This window comes from Pantoea sp. EKM10T, from assembly GCF_011800685.1.
In the GTDB taxonomy this organism is placed as follows: domain Bacteria; phylum Pseudomonadota; class Gammaproteobacteria; order Enterobacterales; family Enterobacteriaceae; genus Pantoea; species Pantoea agglomerans.
This window is the reverse complement of the sequence record NZ_JAALEU010000003.1, coordinates 359724-374485: the sequence shown is the minus strand read 5'-3', so window position 1 is coordinate 374485 and position 14762 is coordinate 359724. Positions and strand designations below refer to the sequence as shown.

At 47.9% G+C, this 14762-nt stretch carries 16 protein-coding genes; 10 read left to right on the top strand and 6 right to left on the bottom strand.

Translation table 11 applies throughout. The annotated features are described in order from the left end of the window. Positions 1-112: 112 nt before the first annotated feature. On the bottom strand, positions 113-715 hold the full coding sequence (locus HFD95_RS08215; protein WP_167430092.1) for a glutathione S-transferase: 603 nt from the start codon (positions 713-715) through the stop codon (positions 113-115). 4 nt (positions 716-719) lie between these two features. Continuing rightward, entirely contained in the window at positions 720-1571 is an 852-nt protein-coding gene (locus HFD95_RS08210) for an alpha/beta fold hydrolase (protein WP_181955258.1), read from the bottom strand. Positions 1572-1672: 101 nt separating this feature from the next. Here HFD95_RS08210 and HFD95_RS08205 point away from each other — a divergent pair, with 101 nt between their 5' ends. Beyond that, positions 1673-2536, top strand: a complete 864-nt coding sequence (locus HFD95_RS08205) for a LysR family transcriptional regulator (protein ID WP_033760582.1) — start codon at positions 1673-1675, stop codon at positions 2534-2536. A gap of 167 nt (positions 2537-2703) precedes the next feature. On the opposite strand, the gene HFD95_RS08200 is transcribed toward HFD95_RS08205, so the two are convergent. Next, on the bottom strand, positions 2704-3876 hold the full coding sequence (locus HFD95_RS08200; RefSeq protein ID WP_167430091.1) for an EAL domain-containing protein: 1173 nt from the start codon (positions 3874-3876) through the stop codon (positions 2704-2706). Between the two features lie 814 nt (positions 3877-4690). Between HFD95_RS08200 and HFD95_RS22270 the strand changes: the two genes are divergently transcribed. Then, positions 4691-5869, top strand: coding sequence for a PAS domain-containing protein (locus HFD95_RS22270; RefSeq protein WP_167430090.1), 1179 nt, complete (start codon positions 4691-4693; stop codon positions 5867-5869). Between the two features lie 501 nt (positions 5870-6370). Here HFD95_RS22270 and HFD95_RS08190 read toward each other — a convergent pair. Continuing rightward, on the bottom strand, positions 6371-6970 hold the full coding sequence (locus HFD95_RS08190; protein ID WP_022624377.1) for a hypothetical protein: 600 nt from the start codon (positions 6968-6970) through the stop codon (positions 6371-6373). 304 nt (positions 6971-7274) lie between these two features. On the opposite strand from HFD95_RS08190, the gene HFD95_RS08185 reads away from it, so the two are divergent. The 4 genes from HFD95_RS08185 (at position 7275) to fetB (ending at position 11290) form a co-directional block, all read left to right on the top strand. Further along, a complete protein-coding gene (locus HFD95_RS08185) occupies positions 7275-8633 on the top strand; it encodes an esterase-like activity of phytase family protein (protein ID WP_167430089.1) in 1359 nt (452 codons plus the stop codon). Positions 8634-9063: 430 nt separating this feature from the next. Further along, positions 9064-9552, top strand: coding sequence for a hypothetical protein (locus HFD95_RS08180; RefSeq protein ID WP_167430088.1), 489 nt, complete (start codon positions 9064-9066; stop codon positions 9550-9552). 303 nt (positions 9553-9855) lie between these two features. Next, entirely contained in the window at positions 9856-10524 is a 669-nt protein-coding gene (gene fetA / locus HFD95_RS08175; RefSeq protein WP_167430087.1) for an iron ABC transporter ATP-binding protein FetA, read from the top strand. After that, a complete protein-coding gene (gene fetB / locus HFD95_RS08170) occupies positions 10511-11290 on the top strand; it encodes an iron export ABC transporter permease subunit FetB (RefSeq protein ID WP_010247036.1) in 780 nt (259 codons plus the stop codon). Before fetA ends, fetB begins: the two co-directional genes overlap by 14 nt. Before the next feature lie 207 nt (positions 11291-11497). Here the strand turns inward: fetB and HFD95_RS08165 are convergent, their stop codons facing one another. Continuing rightward, entirely contained in the window at positions 11498-11899 is a 402-nt protein-coding gene (locus tag HFD95_RS08165) for a VOC family protein (RefSeq protein WP_010247037.1), read from the bottom strand. Between the two features lie 175 nt (positions 11900-12074). Here HFD95_RS08165 and HFD95_RS08160 point away from each other — a divergent pair, with 175 nt between their 5' ends. From HFD95_RS08160 to HFD95_RS08145, 4 genes are all read left to right on the top strand, one after another. Beyond that, entirely contained in the window at positions 12075-12941 is an 867-nt protein-coding gene (locus tag HFD95_RS08160) for an alpha/beta fold hydrolase (protein ID WP_167430086.1), read from the top strand. Between the two features lie 111 nt (positions 12942-13052). Then, positions 13053-13364: an antibiotic biosynthesis monooxygenase gene (locus HFD95_RS08155; RefSeq protein WP_052270719.1), complete on the top strand. Its 312-nt coding sequence runs from the start codon at positions 13053-13055 to the stop codon at positions 13362-13364. Between the two features lie 171 nt (positions 13365-13535). Continuing rightward, a complete protein-coding gene (locus HFD95_RS08150) occupies positions 13536-14174 on the top strand; it encodes a TetR/AcrR family transcriptional regulator (protein ID WP_163763424.1) in 639 nt (212 codons plus the stop codon). Next, on the top strand, positions 14171-14353 hold the full coding sequence (locus HFD95_RS08145; RefSeq protein WP_122889400.1) for a hypothetical protein: 183 nt from the start codon (positions 14171-14173) through the stop codon (positions 14351-14353). The genes HFD95_RS08150 and HFD95_RS08145 overlap by 4 nt, the downstream gene beginning before the upstream one ends. Positions 14354-14528: 175 nt before the next feature. Here the strand turns inward: HFD95_RS08145 and HFD95_RS08140 are convergent, their stop codons facing one another. Continuing rightward, a complete protein-coding gene (locus HFD95_RS08140; RefSeq protein WP_010247042.1) occupies positions 14529-14750 on the bottom strand; it encodes a hypothetical protein in 222 nt (73 codons plus the stop codon). Positions 14751-14762: the final 12 nt, after the last annotated feature.

The window sequence follows — 14762 nt, the reverse complement described above, 5'->3', positions numbered from 1 at the left end:
TTCAATTGGTGCTCATTGAGTCACCTTTTGCTATCGACTAATTCTAAAGCTATAAGTTCTTTATACATTAGGTAAGGCATCATTGGGCTCTTATATACAAAACCCATCCTCATTAAATCAAAGGCGTTGCCAGAAATTCCGGTCGCTGTTCGGCTAGCAATGTAAACCCGGCCAATTCCGGGTACAGCGCACGGCTGACGGTATCCGGCAGCATCAATTCTGTAAAACTCCAGGCCACTGCGATGCTGATACCGGCCACGGACAGCATGTCAGGATGACTTTCCCGCAGCCCGTTCTCCAGCGTCTGCCAGGCACCATGCAGTTGTTGAGTTACGCGATCCACCCAGGGCTGATGCTGTTTTTCTTCCGGCCTGAGCCGCTGTTCGTACACAATCTGCACCGCTTTTTCGCAGGCTGCCAGGGCGAAGCCGGTAAGATGCAGATCCCGGAACTCTTCCACGCCGGACGCTGATGTAGGTGCAGGCGAATGACCGCAATATTTCTCAAGGTAATGAATGATTAGTGTGGAATCGATCAGCACCTGATTATCATGTGTGATAAGCGTTGGAACTTTAACGGCCGGGTTAATTTTCGTTAAGGCATCAAAATCGCCGAATACCGAAAGCGGGCGATGCTCGAATTGAATACCCAATACTTTCATGTAAATAGCAACCCGTCTGACATAGGGTGAATCCAGCATTCCGATAAGGATCATGGCTCTACCTCATATTATGTTGATTAACAAAATCAATTACCTGTGCGGCGACTGGCAAGGGGGCATCTTCCATTAAAAAGTGTCCGGCCTGTTCAAAGATATGCAGCGTGGAAGAGACGATGTCGCGCTGCAAACGCCTTGCATACTCAACGGGTTGCCATTCATCTTCGGCGCCCCATAAAATCTGTACTGGCAGCCGGAGTTGCGGCAATTTTTCTGCAAAGTCACTGGTGTAACACTCATTATAGTGCGCAACCTGATGCTGATAAAATGAAGGCTGCCCTACCACACCACAAAGCGGTGCAAGATAACTATCCAGCCGCTGCTCTGTCATACGATCCTTATTAAAAACAGCCATCTTTAACTGGCGACACATCGCGCGGTAATGCTCAGTGGCGGGGATCAGCGCATAATCCGCATAGTGATCCCGCATATCTTTCCATGTGGGCGAAGGCCAGAAATCGTAGCTCGGAATATCCGCAATCGTAAGCGTCTTCAGAAGGGATGGGTTGTCGAACGCCAGTCTGAGTGAAATGGCCCCGCCTATATCGTGACCAAAAAGATCTGTTTTTTTGAGCTGCCAGTGTTCAAGCAGTTTCAGCAGAAAACCGACTTGAGCGGCAACCGAGGTATCAGCCGTCAAAGGGCGCTCTGACGCGCCAAACCCAGCCAGGTCATACAGATGAACGTGGAAACGCGCATCGACAAATACCGGCACCAGTGACTGCCAGATTATGGAGTGTGCGGGCGTGCCATGAACCAGCACCAGAGGTCTTCCTGAACCATGGACTCCGGTCGCAATACGACAACCATTTATCAGAACGTCGTCATTCAGTAATGGGTTATTAGCGGGCATCTGCTTTCTCGGTTGTGTTTGTTTCAGTCAGGCTATCCGTTGACTGAATATGACACCAGTGACATTATTTTCCGCTGTAATCCTACTTTTGTCATATAAAAATGAATAAACGACTCTCCGTTGACTCACTCAGAGTGTTCCGGACCGTACTGCAAACGGGCAATATGAGTAAGGCCGCATTACTCCTCAACCTGAGCCAGTCCGCTGTAAGCTGGAAGCTCAGACGGCTTGAGGATCAACTTCAATGCCAGCTACTAACGCGCATCGCCGGAAAAGCCGTTCCGACAGAAAAGGGCAGCGTTCTGCTGCAACATGCGGAAAAAATACTCACTGAACACGATCAAGCCGTAGCCTATTTTTCGCCTTCGGCGCTGCGTGGCAAGCTGCGAATCGGGGTCACTGAACACATCTCAATGACTGAAATATGCGGGGTGATTTCAACCTTCACTCACCACCATCCAGAGGTGGATATACAACTGGTGGTGGAGCAAAGTCATCTCCTGCGTCAGCATTTTTCTGAAGGAAGTCTGGAGATTATTTTACATCAGGATTTCACGGGCACGGCATCGATGGAAGATAAGGTATTGTGGAGTGAAAATTTATACTGGTACGCAACGCCTGCCTGGCGACATGACTCGGATAAGAGCCTGAAGCTTATTACCTGGGGACCGGATTGCTATTACCGTAACCTGGCTGAGGAGAAACTTCGCCAGGCAAACATTCCATTTGCTGTGATGCTGGAGTGTCCTTCAGTAGCAGGTATGCTTGCGGCGATAACCACGGGGCTGGGGGTGGGAATACTCAATCAATACAGCGTTGATAAAGCGATTTGTAGCGTGTCTGAACTTGAGAAATTGATGCCTCTGCCGTCGGTCGATTGCCTGCTACGCCTGAATAAACACCGCGTTAATCCAGCAAGCGAAGCCTTCTGCGAGATGCTGACCCGGCTGATGCATAAAGATTGAAAGTGAAGTGGCTGCAATTAGTTGATGAAAAGAGGCGTTGTTAATAATGTCCGCTTCCGACCAGGCGGACATTTTCCCCATCTTCAGCTAACAACCTGAAACTGAAGCCTGCACCGTTAAGGTTATTTTAGCGACAGGGAAGTATCATCTGATGTCGTAAACTGGCACTAAGGCTGAACAAGGCTGTTCTGACGGTCAATGTTAAAGCCAAACACACAAAACCCCAGTAAATCTTTTGCCTCATCCTCCACCCGCGTAATCATAACCAAATCGGTGCTACCGCCGGGCAGCTTTACTTCAAACGGAGGGTAAGGAAGACCTTTTATCCTGAAATCCTGCAACCAAAGCAACTTCTCGGCTTGAGACGGTATCACTTCAAAAATATGGCGATGGGTAATGTCCTGCATTGGCCAGCCAACCCGCGCTGCAAAGGTATCACTTGCGTCAACAATCATCAGTTCAGGGCTAAGAAAGCAGATAGAGGTGTCAGGCGCAGCAAACATCGATGAAATTTGATGCGCACGCTGCTCAAGAGACATTCGTGCCACACGACTATGAAATTTACGGCCAGAGCCAGCGGTGAGAAAATTATGTGTTTCTTCAGCCGGGATCGGCCTGCTGAATAAGTAGCCTTGTGCATAAGCGCAGCCGATACCCCGCAACATCTCAGCTTGTTCCTCTGTTTCAACACCCTCAGCAATGACGTCCATATCCAGGCTGCGGCCCAAACCGACTACGCTGGAGATAATTTTCCGGCTATCCTTTTTCTGAAGCATTGAACGAATAAAACTGCCATCAATCTTAATCGTGCTGGCGGGAAGCTGGATAAGCCAGGCAAGGCTTGAATAGCCGGTGCCAAAGTCATCCATAGCAATCATACAACCCATTTCAGACAATGCTTCGAGTTCTGCATGAGCCGTCTCAATATCATCGATCAATGCTGTCTCGGTGATTTCTATCCTGAGCCGCGAAAGGCTGAACTGATAACGTTCAGCCAGTTTTCTTAAAATTTCGGGAAGGTGCTTACCGTTCAGTTGTGAAGGAGAAACGTTTAAAGACAGAAACTGGTGTTCTGGCCAGGTGCTCGCTGTCATGAATCCCTGAGCGGCCAGACTTGTCATCAGCTCATTGAGTAACCCATGATGTTCCATAGCCGGAATGAACTCAGCCGGAGATACGATAAGCCCTTCGGGCAAAATACGCCGTGCCAGCAATTCAAAACCTACTACGCGCTGATCCTCAAGTGAGACTATCGGCTGAAAAAAAGGTTTAAACTCGCCCGATTTAATTAGCTGCTGATAAGTTGCACGAGCATCAGCATCTTTCAATTTTTCATTCATTTAAATATCCTGAAACGTATTTCTGTAAGGCATTGATGACCTGAGCGGGAATGGAATAGAAAACCTTTTTTAAAACCCTGTTTTGTTTGCGGCGGGAAATTAATCTTTTGCAAACGTCGTTTTTCCGGAGGCCTTAAATTGTCTACGGTTATTAAGTACGAGATACATAGCTATGATGTCAGTGAGCGGGCAAGTTTCATGAACATAAAATGCCATATTTATTTAACTCACGGGTCTGCATGAGGCTGATGGTATCTGGTATGGTAAACCAGAAACAAATTGAAACCAATCCCATAAAAATATCGCTTAAGTTAAATATTAAACCCTGTTAATGCATTTAATATGATCAGCAGCCAGGCTCTCTTATGCGTTGACGAATTATACTTATGGATATCAATAAGTCATGTCCGGACTTTTGTCTGCAGGCAGAGGTGGCAGCTCAAAGCTAAGCCACTCATTTAATACCTGCGATAGCCGGAAAATATAAACTCACAACCGTATGTCAAAACTCAGCATAACAATTCACTGTGAATCTTCATGGGGGATCGGAGCGTCGGGATTATAAGGCCTGAAATTTTTCAGATATCCTAGACCAAAGATAATTTTTTGCCACATGATTTCAAAAAAATACATTTAGCACGCTGGTGGTGATGCTCATCCATCATCTCTGTTCCGGTAGCTATAGCTGGCGATCTATAGCATCTTGTTACAGTATTAATTCAAACCGGCGACCTTTAACTGAATATCCAGAAAGTTCTGCCGATAACCCTTTCAGGCATATTTTTATGCCTGTATATGCTCACCAGGAGAAATAATGCTGAATTTATTCCGGAAACAGTCCGCCAAAGAGCCGACAACGATGGATATCGCTGAGAAATTTATCGATGAAACGATGGATGTGGATCATAGTGATGCCACGCTGCTGAAATGTATTATGAACCTCAGCCAGAAAGGCTACTGGTATGTTGAGACGACCGATCTTAAAAGTGACGCGCCTGCATTTGTTTCACCTGAAGCACGCCAGCTTATGGGATTGCCTCTGCAGAAGGAGGTCGGGCTCTCTTCGCTGATCCAGATGATCCATGCGGATTTCCGGGAAGCGTTCAAAGGTTTGATAAGTCATACACTCAAACATAGCGGTGATGAAAAGATGTTACGCTGTCTGATAAAAACTGGCGCAAATACCTTTCAGTGGTTTTGCATCCGTGCATCATACAGTCGTGAATTTACGCCGCCGCGCCTGGTTGCCGTTATAGAGAATACAGAAGAAGAAACGTCACAGTCCCGCAAGTTTGATATTGTCTCCACCCGTTTTGACCTGTCGCGCGAAATGCTTAATGACGGCCTCTGGGATCTGGATATTATTGGCGGAAATCCCCTGAATCCCGACAACGTATTCTGGTGGTCACCGCAGTTCAGGAAGCTGCTGGGTTTTGAAACCATTGAAGAGTTCCCTGATGTGATGGACAGCTGGGCATCACGCCTTCACCCGGATGACAAACAGAATGCGCTCGATGCTTTCGTCAGCCACCTGATGGACTTCAGTGGTAAAACCGGTTTTGATATTGAATATCGTCTTAAACTGCGAAGTGGTGAATACCGGTGGTTTCAGGCCCGCGGGCAGACTAAACGTGCACCTGATGGTACCCCTTTGCGTGCCGTCGGCGCGCTTATTGATATTCAGGGCCGTAAAGACCGTGGCCGACATGAGGAAAGCGAAGTCAGGCGAAACATTCAGACCGCCGAAACCGCAAAAGAAATTGCCGAACTCGTCTCTGAAAACGGGATTATTGCTGCGCAGATCAAACTCATTTCACTGAACGCCAGTATCGAAGCCGCGAGAGCAGGTGTACATGGCCGTGGGTTTTCTGTCATCGCCAGTGCTATCCGGGGATTAGCAGAAAGAACTGCAGATATCACCGGGCACATTTCTCGTCTTCAGATGCGAATAAGTAATTCTGCTAGCGGCATAGAAAAATCGCCTGAACAATAAACATCACACATTGATGAACACTTACCACAGGTAAATACAGGGATGTACAGCCTGTCTTTGATTTACTGTAACCAGAACATCAGTTCAGTTCGCAGTTTCAACCTATGAAAATTCTTCCGGAGCGAGTACACATTTCCGTATGCAAACTGGCTCTGGGAGTTACTCACCACCTCATTGCAGAGAGTATGGCCTTGTCATCTTTTATCAGCCTGGACTTTAAGAAATCATGTGTCTGATAGAGGTTTGTTATGGGCGTTGAGTCAGATTAAAGTCATTAGGAAATGCCAGCCTGCTGGTGGCTGAGGCTCTGTGTATGTTTTATAAAAATTTTCAATAAGGACTGAAAGCTTATCTGAGCTGGCTTTGTGCAGATCTGTCCCGCATCACGTTTGATAATCATCTCGCCTGAATATTACCTGCTGCTCTTCAGCCTTTGTCATAAAACCATGATCAGCGTCTGGCACTTAGCCGCCAGAAGATCATCTGGCGGCATCAGTCACTTTAGAAACCAGGTGTGCGGGTTTGTTTACTGTCCATCAGTTTAATACGGGCATTTGTCCACGATGGGTCATTCATCTCCAGGGATGTGCCTGATAATTTCAGTACCGGCTGCTCAGGATCCGGGCCGCATGCCATGGTTGCCATTTTTCCGGGCGCTTTACACCAAACCATTGGTGTATAAGGTGCATTTGACTGGACACCATATTTTTCAACGGCGGCTTTGGCCATGGCATTTTTATTCTCAGTGGAGTATGGGAGCTCGTAAGAAATCTGAGACACAGCCAGCGCATGTTTCGGATCTGCAGGAACACGGCCTTCAAAATGTACAAGCAGTTTGACGCCGTTTTTTTCGTAAGCAATATACTGTGGCTGCTTATCTCCTGTTACCACATTTAGAGCCGGGTATTTATCAACGTCTAACGATGATGCTGGCACATGAAAGTGCTCAGTCATGGCTTTTACGGCCTCATCATAATCCATACCGGTTTTTACCCCGGCAACATCAAAGGTGATTACATCGGCAGCCCGCAGGTTAGCAGCCTGGGCCTGGGATATAGCCATCATTGACATTAAAAACAGAGAAGCACGGCGCATAAACATATCAAATCCTTTTTTTGAAAAGTGAGTAGCCCGCAAGCTTTCTCAACTGTGGTTCACATCCGGAAGTACATAACGATAGCAATATGGTGATGAATAACAATCATTTTTCTGCCAATGTCAGCTCCTGGCACTGAGCAGACAGCGTTGCGCACAAGGCAACGTTCACTCTACGTTCACCACCTCACCAGCCGGCGCCTTAACGGTGGCAAAATCAACCTGTTAGCTGTCCGTTTTTATCGCAAATATCATTTTCCTGTCATTTATGTTCTTTACGCTGTCAGCTTTCTCTCATGGATTTAATATTATGAAAATAAAAACGATTTCTTTGGTTATCAGTTGTGCGCTCTCGTTTTCTGGTCTTGCGGCGCAACCTCAGGCTGAGCACTATATCGTCAGTTTTCCGGAAGGTACGCGAGTTAGCTACAGCGGCGCGTTCGCCAGTGCGTTTCCGGATGGTTTGCCGGTGGGAATCGGCTCCGGTTTGCTGTTTACCGGTAAGCAGGGGGATGCGCTCACCTTCGCGACCGTCACCGATCGTGGGCCGAATGCCGACTCACCCGATGTGGACAAACATGAGTCAAAAATTTTCGTCACGCCAGACTTCGCTCCGCTGCTGATGAATATTCGGGTGCAGAACGGCAAAGCAGAAGCCACGGATGCCCGACCGCTGCATGACGACAAGGGCAATATCAACGGATTGCCGCTACAGGATGGTGTCATCGGCTCAACCAATGAAGTCGCGTTAAGCGACACACTGAAAGTGCTGAAGGGCGATAACCGTGGTCTGGATACGGAAGGCATTACGCCGGACGGGAAGGGCGGGTACTGGTTGTGCGACGAATATGGCCCGTTTCTGATTAACGTTGATCAACGCGGAAAGATTCTGGCGATTCACGGGCCGCAGGCCATGGCAGGGGAAAAATCCATTGCGGGCGGACTGCCTAATATTCTTAAGTGGCGTCAGCCTAATCGTGGTTTTGAAGGGCTTACCCGTATGCCGGACGGGCGCATCATCGCCGCGGTGCAGAGTACGCTGGATATCGACGGTAAAAGTAAAAAGCAGGCGCGCTTTACCCGGCTGGTGAGCTTCGATCCGGCGACCGGGAAAACCGCGATGTATGGATACCCTATCGACAGCGAGGCTTATAGTAAAAACAGCGACGCCAAAATTGGCGATATCGTGGCGCTCAATAATCAGCATATTCTCTTGATTGAACAAGGCAGCGATAAAAACGACGCGATGCGCAACCTTATCTATAAGGTGGACCTCAGTGCGGCTACCGATCTTGCCGCATTCGACAAGCCTGGTGAGTATCCGGAGTCGGACGATGAGAAAGCGCTGGCGCAGCGAGGCATTAAGCTCGCAGCTAAAACGCTGGTGGTCGATTTACGTCAACTCGGCTGGCAGCAGGAGAAGGCCGAAGGACTGGCGCTGATCGACAGTAAAACTCTGGCAGTCACCAATGACAATGACTTCGGCGTGAAAACGGTCATGCAAAATCCGGTGGAAGGTAAGAAGCGCAAGGATTATCGGCTGAACGAAAAGGGGGAACTTACTGTAGAGGGTAAGCCGGTTGCAACGACGATCGGCGTGAAGCCGCTGAAGAAACCGGAGTCGGACAGCGAGTTGTGGATCGTAACGCTGCCGGAACCGCTGAAATAAACGTTCCCCTTGCCCTGGGCTGTCTGCGCTTAGTGCCTGATTTTCTGTAAAAGAGCAGGATACAGCCCGGATTTACCCGCGAAAGATCGGTCTGCGCCGTTTTGTTATAGCGGCCGGCAGCAGACCGATATTCGTTTAAGCAGTTAAACAGCTTTCCACCGCGTTGCGGCATTAAGCGTCACTGGCGAACTTTAAACGTCAGCCTGGCGTTTATTTTTTATTTTCAATGCGATAACCGCTTCCTTCTGCATCCGAGCGCTTTCGATATCGGGCAACCCGGTCAACTACGGCTCAAGTCGCCAGGTTACAGGGCGTGATTATAACATTGTGTAATAATGTGTTATCTGCCTCTTCAACAGATACTCACCACCGTGTAAGTTCTGGGGTCTTATACGCTTGTTGTCCCCGTAATCCGCTGAGGAGAAAGAGAGTGAAAGCAACCGCAATGGCCGCTACAAGTCTGTTAATGCTGATGAGCAGTGTTCACGCTGAAGGTCTGACGACGTCGGCAGATGGTAAAAACCTCACCGTCAGCTTCGGACAGCCCACCATCAAACAGGTGCTGCACTACCGAAAAATGTATGACAAAAAGCCGTTTCCGGATGCTGAGATTTATTATTACGACAACGGTACCTATAAAATCATTTCTCAGGGCGAAAACCACTACGGTGTTTACGTTATGCAGGGCAAGTTTGATGATGAAACTTTCACGGTGCGTTTTATCTCTCTGCCTTCTGCTGACTGGGGCAATAAAACCGCTTTTCATCAGTTAACCTTTGTCAGGGGTGACGGGCAGAACGTCTTTATTCAGAATGCCATTGTGGATACGGGTGAAGCCATTGCGCAGCAGAACGGCACCTATACTCAGGAAAAAAACACCGTAACCAACCCGGTTTCTACCAGCTGGGAAAACAAATAATTGTCGGGTGGCAGCGGGTCTGCCACTCTGATCCAAACCCGGTACCTGCCACGTTCCTCGCGCAGGATCGTATTAAGTTTTGGCTGGCGCACACCTTCACACATTTATTTTTTTACTCAGAAAACGCATAGCCGCAATTAAATGCCTTATATTTCATAGCCTGATGTACATTTGCCTTGCCGCGCCCACGCCAGCAGTGTGAGTGCGCTGCAACATGCAGTACCGGTAATTTGCCTATGAAGGGTAACTCCTGCTTTTTTTGATACTGCCAACACTCAATTTGTCAGGTCCTGAGGCGCAAATATGGACAGAGTTTCACTCCTGCTGGATGTGCAGGATGTCGCTTTTTCAGTCGGGGATAGGCAGCTACTGAAACCGGTCTCCCTGCAGTTATATCAGGGTGATTGCGTCTTGCTGACCGGCCCATCCGGAAGCGGAAAAAGTACCTTCCTCAAAATCCTTGCTTCGCTGATTACCCCCACCTCCGGGCAACTTTTCTTCAGGAACAGTGTTATCACCACGCTGAGAGCAGAGGCCTATCGCCAGCAGGTCTCGTACTGTTTTCAGACGCCGCAACTGTTTGGTCAGACGGTATATGACAACCTGGCGCTGCCATGGCAGATTCGCCGTCAGAAACCTCAGCGGGACAAACTTGTTGCTGCGCTGGAAAGCGTAAATCTCTCTCCGGATATGCTGAATAAACCTGTTGAACAACTTTCAGGCGGAGAAAAACAGCGTGTCGGACTACTGCGCAATCTGCAGTTTATGCCTGAGGTGCTGTTGCTGGATGAAGTCACCAGCGCCCTTGATGAAGAGAACAGACTATCAGTACTTTCACTGATTAACCGGATCGCAGCTGAAGAAAAGGTAGCCGTGGTGCGGATTAGCCATGACGTTAACGATATCCAGCAGGCTGAGCAGGTGCTTCGGCTTGAGCCGCCAGAAAAGGAGAATAAGCGTGAATCAGCATAATATCAGTGACACCTCGCTGTTACTGTCACTGACGCTGGTGGCTATAGCGCTGCTTATCAGCCAGAAAGAAAAGCTCGGCATGAGCAAAGATATTCTCTGGAGTGTATCCCGGGCGATAATTCAGCTGGTCATTGTCGGCTTTGTATTAAAGTCGATCTTCGATGTTAATAACAGCTGGCTGACGGTATTGATGGTGCTGTTTATCTGCGTTAATGCCGCGATCAACGCCCGTAAACGCGGACGAAATATTGATAACGCCTTTACGATATCGTTTGTCGCTATTTTTAGTGGCACCGTTATCACGCTAACGATTCTGGTGCTGAGCGGAGCGATAGCGTTTGTTCCGATGCAGGTCATCCCCATCACGGGCATGATCGCCGGTAATGCCATGGTCGCAGTAGGGCTCTGTTACAGCAACCTGAACCAGCGCTTCAGCGACAACCAGCAGAAAATTATGGAGATGCTGAGCCTTGGCGCATCGGTGAAGCTGGCATCGGGCCGCATCATTGCCGACAGCATTCGTACAGCTATGATGCCGACGGTGGACGCTGCCAAAACCGTCGGACTGGTCAGCCTGCCAGGGATGATGTCCGGACTGATTTTCGCCGGAATAGATCCGCTCAAGGCGATTAAGTATCAGATTATGGTTACGTTTATGCTGATAGGAACTGCCAGTCTGTCAACGATCATTGCTGTCTATTTATCCTATCGTCGTTTTTATAATGCCAGGGCGCAGCTAAAAATATCGGATAGATCGCTGGATTAGCGAAACTGATTGGCGGATCTGAAGGTTATAGCTGGTGAGGAAAGTAAGTCTGCTATCACACGGCGCTCTGTTGCTCGCGAGCGCTTAATTGATAGCAGAGTGCTCAGGGGATGCTTCAAAAACACTCCCCGCTGATCTGAAGTATCCCGGCAGGGTTCGTACTTTTATTGTTCATCTGGATGCCTGATACACAACTGGCTTTGGTTTTTAATTCTGCCTGTTCTGATAAAGGTCCCAGCGGTTGCCGTACAGATCTTCAAAAACCACCACGGTTCCGTACTCCTCTTCACGAGGCTCCTGGGAGAATGTAACGCCTTTCGATTTCATGGCTTTATAGTCTCGCCAGAAGTCATCCGTCTGCAGAAAAAGGAATACTCTTCCGCCGCACTGATTGCCGATAAAACCTTCCTGTCTGTCATTTGAAGCGCGAGCCAGAAGAAGATTGCAATCGCTTTCAGGGTCAGGTGTAACTACAACCCAGCGTTTACCTGGCTGCGGTGTATCCTCAACAAGGGTAAAACCCAGCTTTTCGGTGTAATACTCAATTGCCCGATCATAGTCATCAACCACGATGGCCACATAACCCATACATCGCTTTTGCGTTCTCATTTCTGCTCCGTCATGTTTCAGGCCTGGTTGCCTTGAAACATTGTTTTAACACAAACGAGTATTCCGGAGTTGGGTGAATTGATTCAGTCTTCACAGTATTAAGCCGTTGTAATAAAGATACATCAGCTGACTTAAGCCTATAATTTTTATAAATCCATGGCGCGGGTATCAAAAAATGTTTGAGGGATATACTCATACACAAATCAGACTTTCTGAAGCAGTGCTAAATGTTCGCTATGGAGGTAATGGTCCTCCGGTTTTGCTGTTGCATGGACACCCCCGCACCCACGTAACCTGGTCAAAGGTGGCCCCGCAACTTGCCGAATCTTTTACCGTTGTTTGTCCCGATTTAAGAGGATTTGGCCGCTCATCTAAACCTGCTGATGAGCCCAATCATGCTGGTTCTTCTAAGCGAGCTAAAGCGAAAGATTGTATTGAGTTGATGAGCCAGTTAGGTTTTGATCAATTCGCGCTGGTGGGACATGACAGAGGTAGCTATACAGCATATAGGGCCGCACTTGATTACCCTGAGCGAATTACACGACTTGCTGTACTGGATTGTATACCCATACTTGAAGCGCTCAACCGATGTAACGAGAAGTTTGCCCGACAGTGGTATCACTGGTTCTTCTTCGCTCAGCCTGAAAAACCCGAAATGGCAATTTTAGCCGATCCGGACAAGTGGTATGGAGGCCAGCCCGAAACAATGGGGAATGATGAATACATTGAATTCAGACGAGCTATACACGATCCGGAGACTGTACATGGGATGATCGAGGATTATCGTGCCGGTCTTACTATAGACAAAGAGCATGAGCTTTATGATCGTCAGAATGGGCGATTGATTGAATGCCCGACGCTCTGTTTATGGTCAAAATATGATGATCTGGAAGATATTTACGGCGACCTATTGGGCATCTGGAAATCCTGGGCACCGCATGTTCGGGGTAAAGCGATAGCCAGCGGTCACCATATGGCTGAAGAAGCACCAGAAGAAGTTACCACTGAGCTCCGGCATTTTTTGTTGCATGAGAATCCTTAACTGGCCGGTGCGCAGTAACATAACATCCCATTCTCCACCACAGAGAACGAATCGTTGTTCCTGCATTGTCATGTTATGGTTAAAACTCTTCAACAACATGAGGATAGCAACATGATTGTCAGAACATGGCACGGATGCGTACCGGTCAGGCACGCCGAAGGTTTTGCAACTCACTTGCAGAAGACTGGTGTTGAACATTCAGAAGCGACGCCAGGGAATCTGGGAGCCTATGTACGCAGAGAAACGCAGGGCGAATGGGAACATTTCTTCCTTGCGACGTACTGGGAAGATTTAGAAGCCATCAAAGCCTTTGCAGGCGACCAGTATAAGATTGCCGTTACCTATCCGGATGATGAACAATATGAGTTGTTATCAGATCCCTACGTTTTTCAGCATCAGGTCCAGACTGTAATCCCATTATAAGTATTTGCCTGCCGCCGCCAGAAGGCGGCCAATCTCTCACCTGTGTTAGTCCGCTGACTCAGCATTAAATTTTACCAGGCGAAAAGCATGACTTTTAACACAAGGTTTAGATAAAGCCTTTTAATTGTAGATTGATCGATCTACAATCAATCGTCAGCACAGGAGAACCTTATGAAAGCATCAGCAGGCAGACCCAGAGAATTCGATCCAGAGGCGTTCCTCAACACCGCACTTGAATGCTTCTGGCAGACGGGATATCAGGCAACATCTATGGCTGACCTAATGAAAGCATCAGGTCTTGCAAGTGCCAGCATCTATAAACTTTATCCCGATAAGCGCGCTATCTACCTGGCTGCTTTGCAGCGATATATGGATGAAGGCATTTCAAGGACAGTGAAACGAAATGAAGAAATGTCGCCAGAAGCTGCATTGCGAGAAACGCTCGAATTTGTGGCTCAGTTATCATCTGCTCCTGCCGGAGAGAAAGGGTGCTTTACTATTGCGGCAGCCAGTGAACTTTTACCCGGAGACGAAGAGGTTAAAGGGAAAGTTTCCTTTAAATTTAACCATTTAATTAACGAGATAGAGAACATCTTAAAAAGAGGCCAGGATCAGCGGGTATTTCGCCAGGATGAAGATGCGCGAGTCATGGCTCAAAGCATTTTCATGATGCTGGAAGGTATGCGGATATATGGAAAACTCCAGCCAGCGATTGGAGATCTGAGAAAAAGTAATGACTTCATTGTCAGAACGATACTTTCAGATACCCATGACGTAACCGGCAATAGTGCGGTTAAGGCATCCGCATGATTGAAGTGGGCACCATTGTTCGGCGAAAAAAAAGAAGAAGAATAATGGTGGTAATTGAATATTCAGATGGCATGGCATTGTGCGGCTGGGTCGATAAAGGACGTTTTTTCAAAAGAAGTTTTCCACTGTCTGAATTAAAAATAGGCGTGCCTTATTCAAATTTCTGGTCACTCACCTAAATCACTGCACCTTTAAAGACATCGGGTTCAAATAAATATAATTAGCATAACCGGCTGCCCTTAATTCGCCGTGCTTTTGTGAGTCAACAGACTCAGGATGGTTATCACTCAGCGATCACCGGACATCATCATTGCCCGGTAATCGGCTGATTTACATCGGTGCTACAAACTCAGTTTATTTTTGAGACTGCTGATTTTGCTCAGCCTCTTTCTGTTTTTTCTTCGCCATATGATGACCGACTGCGCAGCCCGCTGCGGCACCGGCCACACCATGATGAGCAACATGACCTGCGACACCGCCTACTGCGGCTCCCTTAAGACAGCCCTGGGCATTAGCCTGTAAATTCACCGACAAAAACAGTCCGGTAGCAATAACGATAACTGATAATTTTTTCATCACTTAATATCC

What these genes read in the sequence shown, in the direction of transcription:
- HFD95_RS08215 (WP_167430092.1), bottom strand. Translation starts at nt 715, where the DNA reads ATGATCCTTATCGGAATGCTGGATTCACCCTATGTCAGACGGGTTGCT.
- HFD95_RS08210 (WP_181955258.1), bottom strand. Translation starts at nt 1,571, where the DNA reads ATGCCCGCTAATAACCCATTACTGAATGACGACGTTCTGATAAATGGT.
- HFD95_RS08205 (WP_033760582.1), top strand. Translation starts at nt 1,673, where the DNA reads ATGAATAAACGACTCTCCGTTGACTCACTCAGAGTGTTCCGGACCGTA.
- HFD95_RS08200 (WP_167430091.1), bottom strand. Translation starts at nt 3,876, where the DNA reads ATGAATGAAAAATTGAAAGATGCTGATGCTCGTGCAACTTATCAGCAG.
- HFD95_RS22270 (WP_167430090.1), top strand. Translation starts at nt 4,691, where the DNA reads ATGCTGAATTTATTCCGGAAACAGTCCGCCAAAGAGCCGACAACGATG.
- HFD95_RS08190 (WP_022624377.1), bottom strand. Translation starts at nt 6,970, where the DNA reads ATGTTTATGCGCCGTGCTTCTCTGTTTTTAATGTCAATGATGGCTATA.
- HFD95_RS08185 (WP_167430089.1), top strand. Translation starts at nt 7,275, where the DNA reads ATGAAAATAAAAACGATTTCTTTGGTTATCAGTTGTGCGCTCTCGTTT.
- fetA (WP_167430087.1), top strand. Translation starts at nt 9,856, where the DNA reads ATGGACAGAGTTTCACTCCTGCTGGATGTGCAGGATGTCGCTTTTTCA.
- HFD95_RS08165 (WP_010247037.1), bottom strand. Translation starts at nt 11,899, where the DNA reads ATGAGAACGCAAAAGCGATGTATGGGTTATGTGGCCATCGTGGTTGAT.
- HFD95_RS08160 (WP_167430086.1), top strand. Translation starts at nt 12,075, where the DNA reads ATGTTTGAGGGATATACTCATACACAAATCAGACTTTCTGAAGCAGTG.
- HFD95_RS08155 (WP_052270719.1), top strand. Translation starts at nt 13,053, where the DNA reads ATGATTGTCAGAACATGGCACGGATGCGTACCGGTCAGGCACGCCGAA.
- HFD95_RS08150 (WP_163763424.1), top strand. Translation starts at nt 13,536, where the DNA reads ATGAAAGCATCAGCAGGCAGACCCAGAGAATTCGATCCAGAGGCGTTC.
- HFD95_RS08145 (WP_122889400.1), top strand. Translation starts at nt 14,171, where the DNA reads ATGATTGAAGTGGGCACCATTGTTCGGCGAAAAAAAAGAAGAAGAATA.
- HFD95_RS08140 (WP_010247042.1), bottom strand. Translation starts at nt 14,750, where the DNA reads ATGAAAAAATTATCAGTTATCGTTATTGCTACCGGACTGTTTTTGTCG.